Here is a 16,320-nt window from a genome sequence, read left to right as displayed (position 1 = left end):
GTGTGAGGTTTCGCGCCGTCGGGATGAATTCTGCCGAAACGACCGACCCAGAGGACCGCCCAGATGAGCGACCAGACCCCCGATTACCGCGATACCGTTTTCCTGCCGCAGACCGAATTTCCGATGCGCGCCGGCCTTCCTGCCCGAGAGCCCGAATGGCTGGAGCGTTGGGCCCGGCTGGAGATCTATGACACGCTGCGCGCCCGTGCCGAAGGGCGCAAGCCCTTTATCCTGCATGACGGTCCTCCTTACGCGAACGGGAACCTGCATATCGGCCACGCGCTGAACAAGGTGCTGAAGGATTTCATCACCCGCTCGCAGCAGATGATGGGACGGGATGCGCGCTACGTGCCGGGCTGGGACTGCCACGGCCTGCCGATCGAATGGAAGATCGAAGAGCAGTATCGCCAGAAGGGCATGGACAAGGACGCGGTGGATACGGTCGAGTTCCGCCGCGAATGTCGCAACTTTGCCGATCACTGGATCGACGTGCAGCGCGAAGAGTTCAAGCGGCTCGGCGTCACTGGCAAATGGGACGATCCCTATCTGACGATGAATTATCACGCCGAGGCGGTCATCGCCGAGGAGTTCATGAAGCTGTTGATGAACGGCTCTCTATACCAGGGGTCGAAGCCGGTGATGTGGTCTCCGGTCGAGAAGACCGCTTTGGCCGAGGCGGAGGTCGAGTATCACGACCATACCAGCCATACGATCTGGGTGCGGTTCACGCCCGTCAACGCTGAGTTGGACGGGGCTTCGGTGGTGATCTGGACCACGACACCCTGGACCATCCCGCAGAACCGCGCCGTCGCCTTCAATCCCGAGATCGCCTATGGCCTCTATGAGGTCAAAGAGGCGGCCGAGAACGCAACGGCACAGCCGGGCGAGAAGCTGGTTCTGGCCGATGCGCTCGCCGCGCAGGTGATGCAGGCGGCGAAGGTCGAACGTCATGAGCGCCTGCGCGATGTGGCAGTGTCCGAGTTGGAAGGGCTGACCCTCGCCCACCCGTTCCGCGGCGTCGAAAATGCCGAGGGCGAATGGGATTACGATGTCCCCATGCTGCCCGGCGATCACGTCACCGACGAGGCCGGGACCGGCTTCGTGCACACCGCGCCCAGCCACGGTGACGACGACTATCAGCTTGGCCTGAAGCACGGGCTGAAGATGACCTATAATGTCGAGCCCGACGGGACCTACCGCGCCGATCTGCCGATCTTCGGTGGGGAGGCGATCATCCAGCCGGATGGCAAGGACGGTCCGGCCAATGTCAGCGTCATCAAGAACCTCGCCTGGGCGGGCAAGCTGCTGGCCAAGGGCAAGATCAAACACAGCTATCCGCATAGCTGGCGCTCGAAGGCGCCGCTGATCTATCGCAACACGGCGCAGTGGTTCGCCGCGATCGACAAGCCGCTGGATGACGGGTTGGGCGAGTATGGCGACTCGATCCGTGCCCGTGCGCTGACCAGCATCGATGAGTTGGTGAAATGGACGCCGCAGACGGGGCGGAACCGCATTCACTCGATGGTCGAAAACCGCCCCGACTGGGTGCTGTCGCGGCAGCGCGCCTGGGGGGTGCCGCTGACCTGTTTCGTGAAGTCGGGCGCAAAGCCGGATGCCGAGGGCTTCCTGCTGCGCGACGAACGGGTCAACGCCCGCATCGTCGAGGCCTTCGAAAAGGACGGCGCAGATGCATGGTATGCCGAGGGCTTCAAGGAAAAGATGCTCGGCGGCATCGTGGATCCCGGGGAATACGAGCAGGTCATGGACGTGCTGGATGTCTGGTTCGACTCTGGCTCGACCCATGCCTTCGTGATCCGCGACCGCGAGGATGGCGCAACCGACGGGATCGCCGATCTGTATCTGGAAGGCACCGACCAGCATCGCGGCTGGTTCCAGTCATCGCTGTTGCAGGCGAGCGCGACCAAGGGTCGTGCGCCCTATCGCGGCGTGCTCACCCACGGGTTCACGCTCGACGAGAAGGGCATGAAAATGTCCAAATCGCTTGGCAACACCATCGTTCCGGCGGAGGTCATCAAGCAATATGGGGCCGATATCCTGCGGCTCTGGGTGGCGCAGGTGGATTACACCTCAGATCAGCGTATCGGGCCGGAGATTCTGAAAGGCACCGCGGACAGCTATCGGCGTCTGCGCAACACGCTGCGCTTCATGCTGGGGAATCTCTCGGGCTTCAGCGATGCTGAGCGGGTCGAGCCCGCCGAGATGCCCGAGCTGGAGCAATGGGTGCTGCATCGGCTCGCGCAGTTCGATCACAAGGTCCGGCAAGGCTACGATGCCTATGATTTTCAGGGTGTCTTCCAGGCGCTGTTCCAGTTCGCGACCGTCGATCTGTCGTCCTTCTATTTCGACATTCGCAAGGACGCGCTGTATTGCGACGCGGCGGACAGCCTGCGCCGCCGCTCGGCGCGGACGGTTCTGGATCTGCTGTTCCATCGCCTCGTGACATGGCTCGCGCCGATCCTGCCCTTCACAATGGAGGATGTCTGGCTGTCGCGCTTCCCGTCCGACGATGACAGCGTGCATCTGCATGATTTCCCGGCAACCTCTGCCGACTGGCTGAACGAGCCGCTCGCCGCCAAATGGGACGGCGTGCGGCGCGCCCGGCGGGTGGTGACGGCGGCGCTGGAACTCAAGCGGACCGACAAGACCATCGGGGCCAGCCTGGAAGCCGCGCCGGTGGTCCATATCCGCGATGATCAGATGCTCAAAGCGCTGAAATCGGTGAATTTCGAAGATATCTGCATCACTTCGGATCTGTATCTGACCGCCGACCCGATCCCTGCCGAAGCATTCCGCATGCCCGACATTCAGGGCGTCGGCGTGGTGTTCGAGCGGGCCGAGGGCGAGAAATGCCAGCGTTGCTGGAAGATACTGCCCGATGTCGGCACGCATGATCATCCCGGTCTCTGCGCGCGCTGCGACGCAGTGCTGTCGGCATGATCCTGTCTGACGCGGCGCGCACAGTCTTCCGCGTCAGACCACCCACCAACCGGCGCGCTTGATCTCCTGCCGGATCGGCTGCTCGAAACCGGGCAGCCTTTCGCGGTCGAAGGCCGGACGGATCAGCTCGGCACCGATGCGCTGATAGATCAGACGCAGCGCAGGTTCCCAGTGTTCCAGAACCGCGCGGATGTCGGGTTGATGCGCCGCCTCTGCAAGCGCAGCGACGACCCCATCGCTTTCTCGCGCGTATAACAGTGGCAGATTGCGATAATGGCAGCTTACATCGCCATCCAGACCGGCAAGTTCCGGGCCGGGGCGTCCGCCGCCGAAGCTGTGGATCACCAGAGGCAGCGCGATCTGATCGAGCCAGGGCCGCAGCTCCTGACACGCAAGCGCCTCGCCGGGCTCGCGCTTGATTTGCCGCGACCAATCCAGAAAGCGGCGGCGGAACTCGACCGGATCGCTGCCGAAGAACCAGCCAGCGTTGAAGTAGAGATACCGCTCCCAATGCTCATCCGGCTGGTCGAGGTCGAGAGAGGACGTGAAGTCGAGCCCGAAACGTTCATAGAGCGATTGCCAGATCTGGCCATAGCCGGGGCCGTAAAGCGGCGGTTCGGGCCATGTCCCCTCGCGTCGCATCGAAGCAGAGGGGCGGTTGAAATCGAAGCCTACCCGCTCGATTGGACCGGTGAACAAGGTGTCGCTGTCGAAGAACACGAAATTTTCGCCGGTTGGCAGGGTAGACAACGCCTCGATCTTGTTGCCATGCGGGTAATCGGCGCCGAAATGCCGCGCGATGAACGGTCTGATCTTTGCCCCGCGCGCTTCCAGAAGATCGCGGACCGGCGCTGAAATCCGCGTCTCGTGACCGGCCCAGGCGGCCTCGGGCTTGGGCTCCGCCACGATGAGGCGGCCTTTCCAGCCTGGCGCGGCGCGGCGCAGCGTCTCGGTGAAGATCAGCGCCTCATATTCCAGCCGGCCGGCCTGAGCGACGATCATGATGTTGAAGCGATCGCTGCGGCTGCCATCCTGCCGCGCGGCGACCGTGGCGGCTTCGCCTGAGCCGCGCTGCGCAGCCTTGTCGCGTGCGGCCTTCGCTTCGCGCTTCGCACGGTTTGCCGCATTTTTTGCGCGCCGCGCCGCCTTCTCGGCATCGCTGAGTTCTGGCGTGTTCGCAGTCTTTTTCGGCATCCGTCCTCACCAGGCACAGGCCTGCTGTGCAAAGGCTAACTGCGATCGCCGCGAAGCGCCAGTTGTGATACCGGATTAGAGAGAGGGAATGGTGGGCGACCCTGGAATCGAACCAGGCATGGGTCTCCCCGGCGGAGTTACAGTCCGCTGCCGCACCTTGCAGCACGTCGCCCGCCGAGCCTTCGGCGTGGGGGGTGGAATAAGGGCGGTGGCGCGGGGCGTCAAGCGGGAATCCGGCCAAATCCGCGACGGGCTTGCGCGCGGCCGGGGGGATGGCGCAGAAGGGCGGGCAAAAGGGGAATGACATGGCCGACCGCAAGACCCGCAAGCCCGACTGGGTGATCGCCAAGGAGCGCGCGAAGAAAGCATCCGCCGCCGAGACCATCTGGCTCTTCGGGCTGCATGCCGTGCGCGATGCGCTCGCCAACCCGGCGCGCGAAAAGCTGCGGCTTGTGGTGACGCAGAATGCGCTCGACCGGCTTGGCGATCACGGCGGTCTGACGCCCGAGATCACCGATGCGCGCGTCTTCGATCGCACGGTCGGGCTGCCGCCGGACAGCGTGCATCAGGGCTGCGCGCTCGAAGTCCGCCCGCTCAGCTGGGGAAATCTTGACGAGATCGCCATAGCCGGGGCCGGGCGACCGCTCCTGGTGGCCCTCGACCGGGTCACCGATCCGCATAATGTCGGCGCCATTCTGCGTTCCGCCGAGGTATTCGGCGCCCGGGCCGTGATCGCGCCAGCCCGTCACACAGCGCCCGAAACCGGAGCTTTGGCCAAGACAGCCTCGGGTGCCCTGGAGCGGCAGCCCTATCTGCGCATCGGCAATCTCGCCGACGCGCTCGAGACGCTGAAAGCGGCGGGTTATGTGACCGTCGGTCTGGCGGGCGAAGCGACCGAGAGCCTGGACATGGTGCTGGATGGGCTCGGGGACCGCCCGGTCTGCCTCGTGCTTGGCGCCGAAGGGCCGGGGCTGCGGGAACGGACCCGCGACACCTGCGACCATCTCGCCCGGATCGAGGTCGCAGGGACGTTTGGCTCGTTGAATGTCTCGAATGCGGCGGCTGTGGCGCTTTACGCCGCTGCACGACGTTTCACATGGGCTTGAGCCGCAAGGTCGAATCATGGACAGCAGAGGGGGCGGATGCCATGTGTAAGGCGAATAAAGTGCCGAGCCATGTCCCTGAAGCTGCTGAAACCTCTGATTTTCGTCCTTCTCGCGTCGCTGCCCTCTGCGTCGCTTGCGCAGAAATGGGCACTTGGCGGCTATGACCCGGTCGCCTATGTGACGCGCGATCAGGCGGTGCCGGGGCGGGGTGACATCTCGACCAAGTGGCGCGGCAAGGATTACCACTTCGCCTCGAACGAGAATCGCGCCCTTTTTGAATCGAATCCCCGTGCCTATACGCCGGGTTTCGACGGTCTCTGCGTAGTGGCTTTGGCCGAGGGCCGCGCGGAACCCGGCGATCCGCGCCAGTTCGTGACCATCGGCCAGCGGGTCTATCTGACGGGATCGTCTGCGCGAAAACGCGAATTGCTGGAGAGGCCGCGGAAAATCCTGATGGAAGCCAAGGGTATGTGGGTCAAGCTTCGCCCGTGACGGTTGCGATCACAAATCCGCGACTCGCCTTGGATTCTGCGAATCACCACCCATATCCATAGCACGAGCGCGCAGCCACGGAACGGCCGCGCTCAGATCACTGTCCCTCGTTCCGCACTTGCGCCCGGCCTTCTGGACCGGGCGCTTTTTATATGAAATGGTCTGGCGAAGGAGGCCCAGATGTCCGAAACCGAGACCATTCGCAGGATCAGAGACGAAGCCAGCACCATCGCGGTTGTCGGCTTGTCACCGCGCAGCGAGCGGCCAAGCTGGGGCGTCGCCCGGTTTCTTCAGGCGCAGGGTTATCGCGTGATCCCGGTCAATCCCGGCCATGCCGGCGAGGAGATCCTCGGTGAGATAGTGTATCCGGACCTGTCTTCGATCCCGGACGATGCGGGTGTGGACATGGTCGATATTTTTCGGCGCTCCGACGCCGTGCCGTCTGTGGTCGACGAGGCCCTGACTGCGCTGCCCGATCTGAAATTCATCTGGATGCAGCTTGGCGTCACTCATCGGCAAGCGGCAGAAAAGGCCGAGGCCGCGGGCAAGATCGTCGTTCAGGACCGCTGCCCCAAGATCGAATTTCCGCGCATCGGCTGAGGTCTTCGGAGCAAGCGCTACCGCAGGGTTCGGGGCCGCGCCCACTCTGGCTGCTCAGATTCCCAGGCGATCACGCAGCGCAAACCAGCTCATTCCGGCCACAAGCAGCGGCCAGCGCAGCATCTGTCCGCCGGGAAAGCGCGGTGTCGGCAGCGTTGCCATCGTGTCGAATCCTTCCGCCTGGCCGGCCACCGCTTGCGCCATCTGCCGCCCCGCCAATGTCGCGAGAGCGACGCCGTGACCGGAAAACCCGCTTGCCGACAGAGCGTTGGGCGCCGGACGCGCGAAACAGGGCAGGCGGTTCATGGTAATGGCAAGCGTGCCACCCCAGGCATGAGTAAAGGGAATATCGGCAAGCGCGGGATAGATCTCGGCCAGCGGCTTGCGAACCTTGGCAGCGATATCCTTGGGAAAGCGATAGCTCACATTTTCGCCGCCGCCGAAGATCAACCGGTCGTCCTCGTCCACGCGCCAATAGTTCACCACGAACTTGGTATCATGCACGGCGATGTCACGGCGCAGCACATCGGCCTTGCGCGGGCCCAAAGGCGCGGTTGCGGCGATGAAATTGTTGATCGGCATGACGCGCGCCGCAATCTTGTCTGACAGCCCGCCCAGATAGCCATTCCCCGCCAGGATCACATGGTCGCACTGAACCGCCCCCGACCCGGTGCGCAGGATGGTCTTGCCATTGGCGCTTGTCGCGAAATCGATGCGGTGCACATGGCTCATTTCATGAATAATCGCCCCCGCATCGCGGGCCAGCCGGGCCATGCCGAGCGCCAGCGCCAGCGGGTTCAGATGCCCCGCACCCGAGTCGATCTCACCGCCGCAATAGGCCGGGGAGGGGAGAATTTCGCGAAATGCCTCGGCCGAGAAGGTTTCTAGCTGATCGTAACCGTAATAGGTGGCCAGATGGTCGCTGTGATGCCGCGCCTCGTCCAGCTCTGCGGGTTTGCGGAAAGCGTGTGCCACGCCGTCGCGGACGGACACGCCGGAGCGTGCGGCCAGATCGCGGGTCAGCCGCTTGGCATCCTCGGCCATATCCCACAGGCGACGCGCCATCTCTCGCCCGACCACCGGCTCCAGCTCGTCAGGGCCGAGCCGCTGGCCCGAGCCGAGCTGCCCGCCATTGCGCCCCGACGCCCCGAATCCGACCCGATGCGCTTCGAGCAGCATCACGTCGAACCCGGCCTCGGCCAGATGCAGCGCCGCCGACAGCCCGGTATAGCCCGCACCGACCACGCAGATATCCGCCCGCGCCTCGCCGCGCAGCGGGGCAAAGGGTGGCAGCATCTCGACCTGATCGGCGTAGAGCGAGGGCGGGTACTCCCCGCGACGGTCATTCGAGAAAAGCAGGTCCATCAACGGTGCTCCAGCGACGGCATGAGGACGCGGCCAGTTTCCGAACGGGCATACGGCCTCTCAGACATTCAGCAAAAGATGCTCGCGCTCCCAGGGTGAGATCACCTGGAGGAATTCCTTGTATTCGTTGCGCTTCACCGCCTCGTAGACGGCTACGAACTCCTCACCCAGAACCATCCGCATCGGGTCGCTATCGACCATGAGATCGAGCGCATCGCCAAGCGTAAGCGGCAGCTCGTCTTCCGAGATATAGGCGTCGCCGATACATTCGGGACGCGGATCGCGCTTTTCTGTCAGCCCGAGATAGCCGCACGCCAGAGAGGCGGCGAGGCCGAGATAGGGGTTGCAATCCATCCCCGCGAGCCGGTTTTCCACCCGCCGCGCCTCGGGACCGGAGATCGGTACGCGCAGCCCTGTGGTGCGGTTGTCACGGCCCCATTCCAGATTGATGGGCGCTGCGAAGTCCGGGATATAGCGGCGATAGGAATTCACATAGGGCGCAAGCAGCGCGATTGCCGCAGGCAGGTGCGCCTGCATCCCGGCGATGAAATTCAGGAAGGGCGGTGCCTCGCGGCCTCGCTCATCCGAAAAGATGTTCTGCCCGGTCCGATTGTCGATCACCGAGTGGTGGATATGCATCGCCGAGCCCGGCTCGCCCTCGATGGGCTTGGCCATGAAGGTCGCATAGCAGTCGTGCCGCAGCGCCGCCTCGCGGATCAGGCGTTTGAAATAAAAGATTTCGTCGGCGAGCTTGACCGGATCGCCATGGGCGAGATTGATCTCGATCTGTCCGGCCCCGCCTTCCTGAAGGATGCCGTCGATCTCGAAACCCTGGGCTTCGGCGAAATCATAGATATCGTCGATGACCTTGCCGTATTCATCGACCGCCGACAGCGAATAGGCCTGTTTCGCGGCGGCACGACGACCCGTGCGACCCATCGGAGGGATGATGGGCTGGTTCGGGTCGGTGTTGCGCGCGACGAGAAAGAACTCCATCTCGGGGGCGACGACCGGCGTCCAGCCCTGCTCGTCAAAAAGCCCGACCACGCGCTTGAGCACGTTACGCGGCGCAACCGGCACCGGGTCGCCGTTCTGGTCGAACACGTCGTGGATCACCTGCAACGTGTAATCAGCGGTCCAGGGCGCGGCAGAGGTGGTGCTGTAATCCGGCGCCAGCACCATGTCGGGTTCGGTAAAGGCCCCCGCGGGATTATCGGCCCATTCCCCGGTGATGGTTTGCAGGAAGATCGAGTTCGGCAGATAGAATTTCTCCTGCCGGGCAAATTTCGACGCGGGCATCGCCTTGCCCCGCGCGACGCCGGCAATGTCCGAAACGATGCATTCCACCTCGTCCAGCCGGCGGTCCGCCACGTAATCCTGCGCCGGTTGCGGCGCTTTTTTCAGCCATTCCGGCGTCATCTGTCCTCCAATACGGCCGCGCCCTGCCTGTCCGAGACCGCGGCGCGGAAAAATGCCTCGATCCGGTCGGCGATGCGGTCGCTGTCGCGTTTGCCGCCCATCCGGGACCGTGCCGTATCCAGCAACGCGTCGGGGACCACGCCCTTGGCGCGGGTCTCGATCAGCCCCTCGACGAAGTCATCCTTGAACTCGGGATGGGCCTGCACCGTATAGGCGCGGCCGGGATAGATCAGCGCCGCATTCTCGCAGAATTCATTCTGCCCGGCGATCTCGGCGCCATCGGGACGCTGCGTCACCTGATCCTGATGCCACGCATTGAGCGTCAGCGTTTCGCCCGCGAAATCGTAATCCTGCGCGCCAACTGACCAACCGCGCGCATATTTTTCCACCTTCCCGCCCAGCGCCTGCGCGATGATCTGGTGACCGAAGCAGATCCCCACCAGAGGCACCGATGCGGCATAGGCATTACGGATGAAGTCTTCCAGCGGGGGAATCCAGTCATGAGGCTCGTAGGCGCCATGACGCGACCCAGTCAGAAGCCAGCCCTCGGCGTCATGGACGGAGCCCGGAAACTGCATGTTTTCAACGTGATAATTCTCGAATTCCAGCCCTCTCCCGGCGAGGAGCCGCATGAACATGTCCGGATAGTCCCCGAGCCCGTCCTTGAGCGTCTCCGGGGCCTGTCCGCATTGAAGTATGCCGATCTGCATGATTTCCCGCAAATTTGTCCCGCGCACAGATTACGGGGCGCATCAGGCCGTTGCAATCCGCATCGGAATCGCGCCAGATACGCGTCACGATGAATGATGCTGCCAGTGATAATCCGGTCATAGAGATCCGCGACCTCCACAAAGCCTATGGCGAGTTGGAGGTGCTGAAGGGCGTCTCGCTCTCAGCGCCGCGCGGCCATGTGCTCAGCCTGATCGGCTCGTCCGGCTCGGGCAAGTCCACGTTGTTGCGCTGCTGCAACCTGCTGGAAAACAGCCAGCAAGGAGAGATCCTGTTCGCCGGCGATCCGGTCCGCTGGAAAGGGCAGGGCGGGACGCGCATGCCGGCCGATCGCGGCCAGGTCACGCGGATGCGCACGCAGCTTGCGATGGTGTTCCAGCAGTTCAATCTATGGGCGCATATGAGCGTTCTGCAAAACGTGATGGAGGCGCCGGTCACGGTTCTGGGCCAGAGCCGGGCCGAGGTCGAGCCGCGCGCCCGGGCCCTGCTGGACAAGGTCGGTATCGGGGACAAGGCGGATGCTTGGCCCGCCCAGCTTTCGGGTGGTCAGCAGCAGCGCGCAGCCATCGCGCGCGCGCTCTGCATGGAGCCGCGGGCGCTGCTGTTTGATGAACCGACAAGCGCGCTGGACCCCGAATTGCAACAGGAGGTGGTGAAGGTCATCAAGGACCTCGCCGCCGAGCATCGCACCATGATCCTCGTGACGCATGACATGCGGCTGGCGGCCGATGTCAGCGATCACGTCGTTTTCCTGCATCAGGGACGGATCGAGGAAGAAGGCCCGCCCGGGCAGGTATTTGGTGCACCGAAGACGGATCGGCTGCGCCAATTTCTCAGCGCCACGATGGTGGCCTGACCAACCAACAGGAGAGACATAATGAAAAAGATGTTCATCGCTGCCGCGACGCTGGCGCTCACCGCCGGCACCGCCTTCGCCGCGCCGGTGCGGATCGCATCCGAGGGCGCCTATCCTCCCTACAACCTTGTCAATGACAGCGGCGATCTGGACGGCTTCGACATCGCCGTGGGCAATGAGGTCTGCAAGCGGGCCGAACTGGAATGCGTCTGGGTCAAGAATGACTGGGATTCGATCCTGCCGAATCTGAAATCGTCGAATTACGATGCAATCATGGCCGGCATGTCGATCACCGAAGAGCGTCAGCAGGAAATCCAGTTCACCCAGAACTATTTCCCGCCCGCCGCTTCGGCCTATGCCGCGCTGTCGGCAGATACCAGCGTTGCCGAGGATGCGGTCGTCGCCGCGCAGACCGCCACGATCCAGGCCGCCCATGTCGCCGAATCCGGCGCGACCCTGCTGGAATTTGCCACCCCCGACGAAACCGTCTCGGCGGTGCGCAACGGCGAGGCGGATGCCGTCTTTGCCGACAAGGATTTCCTTGAACCCATCGTGACCGAATCCAACGGCGAACTGTCCTGGGTGGGCGACGATGTGCCGCTTGGCGGAGGGATCGGCATCGGCCTGCGGCAGTCCGATACCGAACTGCGCGACCAGATGAACGCGGCGCTGACCGAGATGAAAGAGGACGGCACGCTGAATGCGCTGATCGAGGAATGGTTCATCGAAGGCGCGATGTATTTCGGCCCTGACGGTGAGGCGGTCGAAAAAGCCGATGCCGAAATCGGCGAGCTTCCCGCCGCCGAATGAGGATGACGCCCCGCCGCCTATCGTGACGGCGGGGCGCGACACCGATGTTCGAATATTGCGCCGATCCGAAATCGCTGGAAGGTCTGACCTGGCTGTCATGCTATCTGACATCCGGCACGCATATGATGTTCTATGCGAGCTTCGGCACGGTGCTGTTCCTTCTTGCCGTGACCGCGCCCGTCGCTCTGCTTTTCGGTTTCGGGGGCGCATTGGCGGCGCGCTCGCATATCGCGCCGCTGCGCTGGTTCGGCAAGACATACACCGCGATGGTGCGCGGCGTGCCGGATGTAATCTTCTTCATGTTCGTGCCGATCGCGCTTGATCAGTTTTTTGAATATCTCCGATCGCGGGTGTCCTGCGATACGTCCGTTCCGGTCCGGCAAGGCAATGACTTCATCGTCTGCGAGGCCGCGAAGCTGCCTCGCGCCGCAAGCCCGGAATGGGTGCATGATTCCTACGGCATGTTTCTTGCGATCCTTGCCTTCTCGATCGTCTTCGGCGCATTCGCGGCGAACGTGCTCTATGGTGCGATGAACGCGGTGCCTCGCAGCCAGCTGGAAACGGCCGAGGCTTACGGCATGTCGCGGCGTCAGGTGAACCGGCGCGTGTTGATCCCGCAAATGTGGTCCTATGCGGTTCCGGGCCTGTCCAATCTTTGGATGATCCTCATCAAGGCGACACCGCTTCTGTTCCTGCTGGGTGTCGAGGATATCGTCTATTGGGCGCGCGAACTGGGCGGGTCGAAAACCAGCGCCTTCACCTATCCGCATCCCGACTGGAGGCTCTATTACTTCCTCGCCATCCTCGTCTTCTACCTGTTCATGACCTGGATCTCCGAGCGGATCCTGCGCCGGGTCAGACGGCGGCTTTCGCTGGGTCAGTCGACCATGGCGGGCGAAGCACTGCGGAAGGCGGCCGCATGAGCTGTGTGCAGATCCTGAGCGATTACGGGCTGCGCGCGATCGGCATCGGCGAGCGTTTGCTGCCACGGACCGAGTTCGATCTGTGCACACAGTTCACGCTGATCGGCTCGGGGCTGATCTGGAATATCTATTTCGGCGTCCTCGCCCTGCTCATCGGTTTCTGCCTAGCCAACGGGCTGGCCGTCGCGAAAGCCGCCGATTCGCCCTGGCTGCGCAAACCGGCAGAGCTGTTCATCTTCGTTTTCCGGGGCAGCCCGCTGTTTATCCAGTTTTTCCTCGCCTATCAGCTTTTCGTGCTGTTGCCGCGCGCGGGGATCGAGATCTTCGGCATCACCGTGGCAACCGGCTGGCTGACCAAGGCCTGGGCCGGGGCGCTGATTGTGCTGATCCTGAACACCGCCGCCTATTCCGCCGAGATCTTCTTCGGCGCGCTGCAATCCGTCCCGAAGGGCGATCTGGAGGCGGCGGATGCCTATGGGCTGACCGGTTGGCATCGCTTTCGCCGCGTGGTCTGGCCGACGATGATGAGGCTGGCCTGGCCCGCCTATACGAACGAGGCGATCTTTCTGTTTCATGCCACGACGCTGGTGTTTTTTTCGGGTTTCCCGGCATTCGCGCAGCAGGGCGACGCGCTGTATTACGCGAATTTCTTTGCCGACAAGACCTTCAACCCCTTCGTGGCCTATCCCATCGCGGCGGCCTATTTCATCCTTCTGACGCTGCTTCTGATTTCGCTGTTCGGGCTGGTCAACCGCCGCCTGAACCGGCATCTTCCGGGGGCCGCGCGGCGTCTCCGCTATCGGCCTCAACTGATCAGGTGACATGTGAGCTGGCTTGCCGAACACCCCGAAATGCGCACCATCCGCGTCGCCGCGGCCGATCTGAACGGCGTGCCGCGCGGCAAGCGCGTTCCGGCGCGCTTTGCTTCGAAATTGCTCACCGAGGGGACGAAGTTCCCCTATTCGGTGCTGAACATGGATATCTGGGGCGAGGATATCGAGGACAGCCCGCTGGTCTTCGAAACCGGCGATCCCGATGCGCTGCTGATGCCGACCGAACGCGGCTTCATGCCGATGCCGTGGCTGGCAGCGCCCTCGGCCCTGCTGCCGATCTGGATGTTCCACCCCGATGGCCGCCCCTATGAGGGCGATCCGCGTCAGGCGCTGGCCCGTGTGGTGGACCGTTACAAGGCGGCCGGGCTGACCCCTGTCGTCGCCACCGAGATGGAATTCTTCATCATCGACGATTCAGGCAAGACGCTGCGCGTGCCGCCCTCTCCGCGATCCGGCAAGCGCCGCACCGGGGCCGAGACGTTGTCGCTGCGCGCCCTGGATGCGTTCGACCAGTTTTTCACCCGGCTCTACGATTCCTGCGAAGAGATGGACATCCCGGCCGACACCGCGATTTCCGAGGCCGCGCTCGGGCAGTTCGAGATCAACATGATGCATCAGGACGACCCGCTGAAGGCCGCGGATGATGCCTGGCTGTTCAAGATGCTGACCAAGGGCGTGGCGCGGCAATTCGGCTTTGCCGCCAGCTTCATGGCCAAGCCCTATGATGTCTGGTCGGGATCGGGGCTGCACATGCATTTCTCGCTGCTCGACTCCGAGGGGCGCAATGTCTTCGATGATGGCGGCCCCAGGGGGTCGGACACGCTGCGGCACGCCGTGGCCGGGCTGACCCGTGCCATGCCCGGCTCGACCCTGATCTTTGCACCGCATGAAAACAGCTATGACCGGCTGGTGCCGAATGCCCATGCGCCGACCGGGATCGGCTGGGCCTATGAGAACCGGACCGCGGCGATCCGCATCCCGGCCTCCGGACCGAAGGCACGCCGGATCGAGCATCGCGTGGCTGGGGGCGATGTGAACCCCTATCTGATGATCGCGGCGATACTCGGCGCGGCGCTGAACGGGATCGAAGACGCGCAGGAGCCGCCGCCCCCATTCGAGGGCAACGCCTATGACAAGGGTCTGGAACAGCTTCCCGGCACCTGGTCCGAAGCAATCACCGCATTCGAGCGCTGCGACGAGATCAAACGCATCTTCCCGCAACATCTCATCGACAACTACGTCATGACCAAGCGGCAAGAGCTGCATTACATGGCCGAGCTGACCGATGAAGAAACGATCGAGCTTTATCTCGACACGGTGTGACCTGCCGCAAGGCGCTGCGCGGTCGTCGCGCAGCGCGATGCCAAGATCTTAGCTGTTCATCTCCATGTAATCCGTCGTCAGCGTGACCAGGGTGCGCACCCCAACCAGCAATGCACCCTCGTCGATCTGGAAAAGCGGCGAATGGTTCGGCGCCACTTCTGACGGATCGGCATCGGGCGGCGTGGCGCCCAGCATCATGAACAGCCCCGGCACTTCCTGCGCATAGAACGAGAAATCCTCGGACGGTGTCTGCTGTCCGATCTCCAGCGGAGTCGCGCCCTCTACCTTGTCCAGCGAAGGGAGCATCGCGGCTGTCAGCTCCGGGTCGTTGATCGTGGTCGCATAGGCGTCCGGCTCGAAGTTCAGCTCGGCAGAGCCGCCATTGGCCTCGGCGATCTGCGTGGCGATCTGGTCCATACGTTCCTTGATAAAGCTGCGCATCTCTTCGTCATAGGTGCGCACCGTGCCGGTCAGCACCGCCTCGCCCGGCACGATATTATAGCGCGTGCCGGCGTCGAATGTGCCAACCGTGACCACGGCAGGTTGCAGCGTCAGGTCGATCTGGCGGCTGACGATGGTCTGGAAGCCCATGACGATCTGCGACGCGATGACAATGGGATCGACCCCGCCCCAGGGCACCGCGCCGTGAGTCTGCTGGCCGGTAACCGTCAGATCATAGGTATCCGACGATGCGAGGATCGGGCCGGCACGATAGCCGAGTGTCCCCGTCGGGGTCGCGGTGCCGACATGCAGCGCAAAAATGGCGTCCGGCTTCGGGTTCTCCAGCGCGCCCTCGGACATCATCGCGCGGGCACCGGCCTCGTCCGGGCCGGGGATGCCTTCCTCGGCGGGTTGGAAGATCAGCTTCACAGTGCCTTTCAGGTCCTCCTGCATCCCGGCAAAGACCTCGGCCGCGCCCATCAGCATGGCCACATGGGCGTCATGGCCGCAGGCATGCATGACGCCGACCTCTTCGCCGTTCCATTCGGTCTTCACGGATGATGCAAAGGGCAATCCGGTCTGCTCCTCCACCGGCAGCGCGTCCATATCGGCGCGCAGCGCGACGACCGGACCCGGCTGGCCGCCTTGCAGCACGGCAACGACGCCGGTCACGCCGACATTTTCGGTGACCTCGTAACCCAGCGCCTTCAGGTGTTCGGCAACCAGCCCCGCAGTGCGGGTCTCCTGATTGCCGAGTTCGGGATTCTGGTGAATGTCGCGGCGCCAGTCGATGACCTTCTGCTCGATCTCCGCGGAGAGCGTGTTGATGCGTTCGCTATCCTGCGCAGAGGCGGGGTGCGTGGCGAAGAGGGCCAGCGCCACACCGCAAAGAAGGGCTGCGTGTCTTGGGGTTTTCATGGTTTTCATGTCTCTCTCCAATGCTGCGGATAAATATGCGGCAGATCACAATCGGGCGCGCTGCGCGGCGGTGGCAGATTACAGGGAAAGGTTTGCACCGTGCGCGAGGTCGGGCAAGAGGGTTGTGCCGGAGGGCTTTTGCGCACGGCGAGCGAGAGCCGCGGCGGCTGCGATTACTGGCGCCGAGGGGTGGAACGGATCGGCTGCTTTTCGCCGATCTCCGCCTAAGCGGCCGGAAGCAAACGGAAGAATGCGGCGATTCGTCGGGTTTGCCGTATAATGTTTGTATTGGATGAGTCGCATTGAACAGTCGGTTCATGGCTTTGGGAATGCCGCATCCGGAATCTGACGGC

14 protein-coding genes and 1 tRNA gene are annotated in these 16,320 nt (G+C 63.4%); 9 read left to right on the top strand and 6 right to left on the bottom strand.

What is annotated here, in order from left to right; translation table 11 throughout:
- Positions 1 to 63 precede the first annotated feature (63 nt).
- On the top strand, positions 64 to 2,958 hold the full coding sequence (ileS, locus tag PAF18_RS10640; protein WP_271115699.1) for an isoleucine--tRNA ligase: 2,895 nt from the start codon (positions 64 to 66) through the stop codon (positions 2,956 to 2,958).
- A gap of 33 nt (positions 2,959 to 2,991) precedes the next feature.
- Here ileS and PAF18_RS10635 read toward each other — a convergent pair whose 3' ends face one another.
- A complete protein-coding gene (locus PAF18_RS10635) occupies positions 2,992 to 4,152 on the bottom strand; it encodes a GT-B fold glycosyltransferase domain-containing protein (protein ID WP_271115698.1) in 1,161 nt (386 codons plus the stop codon).
- A gap of 89 nt (positions 4,153 to 4,241) precedes the next feature.
- Positions 4,242 to 4,325: transfer RNA gene (locus PAF18_RS10630), tRNA-Tyr, on the bottom strand.
- Between the two features lie 132 nt (positions 4,326 to 4,457).
- Between PAF18_RS10630 and PAF18_RS10625 the strand changes: the two genes are divergently transcribed.
- The 3 genes from PAF18_RS10625 (at position 4,458) to PAF18_RS10615 (ending at position 6,350) form a co-directional block, all read left to right on the top strand.
- Entirely contained in the window at positions 4,458 to 5,258 is an 801-nt protein-coding gene (locus PAF18_RS10625; protein ID WP_271115697.1) for a TrmH family RNA methyltransferase, read from the top strand.
- 69 nt (positions 5,259 to 5,327) lie between these two features.
- A complete protein-coding gene (locus PAF18_RS10620; RefSeq protein WP_271115696.1) occupies positions 5,328 to 5,750 on the top strand; it encodes a YHS domain-containing (seleno)protein in 423 nt (140 codons plus the stop codon).
- Positions 5,751 to 5,930: 180 nt separating this feature from the next.
- Positions 5,931 to 6,350 (top strand): CoA-binding protein, encoded by a 420-nt coding sequence (locus PAF18_RS10615; RefSeq protein ID WP_271115695.1) that lies wholly within the window; start codon positions 5,931 to 5,933, stop codon positions 6,348 to 6,350.
- 54 nt (positions 6,351 to 6,404) lie between these two features.
- On the opposite strand, the gene PAF18_RS10610 is transcribed toward PAF18_RS10615, so the two are convergent.
- The 3 genes from PAF18_RS10610 to PAF18_RS10600 are packed head-to-tail and all read right to left on the bottom strand — an operon-like array spanning position 6,405 to position 9,844.
- Positions 6,405 to 7,715 (bottom strand): NAD(P)/FAD-dependent oxidoreductase, encoded by a 1,311-nt coding sequence (locus PAF18_RS10610; protein ID WP_271115694.1) that lies wholly within the window; start codon positions 7,713 to 7,715, stop codon positions 6,405 to 6,407.
- A gap of 60 nt (positions 7,716 to 7,775) precedes the next feature.
- The gene (locus PAF18_RS10605) at positions 7,776 to 9,134 is read right to left on the bottom strand and encodes a glutamine synthetase family protein (protein ID WP_271115693.1); all 1,359 of its coding nucleotides are present in this window, start codon (positions 9,132 to 9,134) and stop codon (positions 7,776 to 7,778) included.
- On the bottom strand, positions 9,131 to 9,844 hold the full coding sequence (locus PAF18_RS10600; RefSeq protein WP_271115692.1) for a type 1 glutamine amidotransferase: 714 nt from the start codon (positions 9,842 to 9,844) through the stop codon (positions 9,131 to 9,133). The genes PAF18_RS10605 and PAF18_RS10600 overlap by 4 nt, the downstream gene beginning before the upstream one ends.
- 89 nt (positions 9,845 to 9,933) lie before the next feature.
- Here PAF18_RS10600 and PAF18_RS10595 point away from each other — a divergent pair, with 89 nt between their 5' ends.
- Genes PAF18_RS10595 through PAF18_RS10575 form a run of 5 tightly spaced genes read left to right on the top strand, consistent with a single transcriptional unit; the run spans position 9,934 to position 14,608 of the window.
- Entirely contained in the window at positions 9,934 to 10,719 is a 786-nt protein-coding gene (locus PAF18_RS10595; RefSeq protein ID WP_271115691.1) for an ABC transporter ATP-binding protein, read from the top strand.
- Positions 10,720 to 10,740: 21 nt separating this feature from the next.
- Positions 10,741 to 11,529 (top strand): transporter substrate-binding domain-containing protein, encoded by a 789-nt coding sequence (locus PAF18_RS10590; RefSeq protein ID WP_271115690.1) that lies wholly within the window; start codon positions 10,741 to 10,743, stop codon positions 11,527 to 11,529.
- Positions 11,530 to 11,573: 44 nt separating this feature from the next.
- On the top strand, positions 11,574 to 12,452 hold the full coding sequence (locus tag PAF18_RS10585) for an ABC transporter permease (RefSeq protein ID WP_271115689.1): 879 nt from the start codon (positions 11,574 to 11,576) through the stop codon (positions 12,450 to 12,452).
- On the top strand, positions 12,449 to 13,273 hold the full coding sequence (locus tag PAF18_RS10580; protein ID WP_271115688.1) for an ABC transporter permease: 825 nt from the start codon (positions 12,449 to 12,451) through the stop codon (positions 13,271 to 13,273). The genes PAF18_RS10585 and PAF18_RS10580 overlap by 4 nt, the downstream gene beginning before the upstream one ends.
- Before the next feature lie 30 nt (positions 13,274 to 13,303).
- Positions 13,304 to 14,608, top strand: coding sequence for a glutamine synthetase family protein (locus PAF18_RS10575; RefSeq protein ID WP_271118109.1), 1,305 nt, complete (start codon positions 13,304 to 13,306; stop codon positions 14,606 to 14,608).
- Positions 14,609 to 14,656: 48 nt separating this feature from the next.
- Here PAF18_RS10575 and PAF18_RS10570 read toward each other — a convergent pair whose 3' ends face one another.
- Complete coding sequence (locus PAF18_RS10570) at positions 14,657 to 15,976, bottom strand: amidohydrolase (protein ID WP_271115687.1); 1,320 nt, start codon at positions 15,974 to 15,976, stop codon at positions 14,657 to 14,659.
- Positions 15,977 to 16,320: the final 344 nt, after the last annotated feature.

It is taken from the genome of Paracoccus sediminicola (genome assembly GCF_027912835.1).
In the GTDB taxonomy this organism is placed as follows: domain Bacteria; phylum Pseudomonadota; class Alphaproteobacteria; order Rhodobacterales; family Rhodobacteraceae; genus Paracoccus; species Paracoccus sediminicola.
The sequence above is the reverse complement of the archived record's forward strand: the minus strand, read 5'-3'. Positions and strand labels throughout refer to the sequence as shown.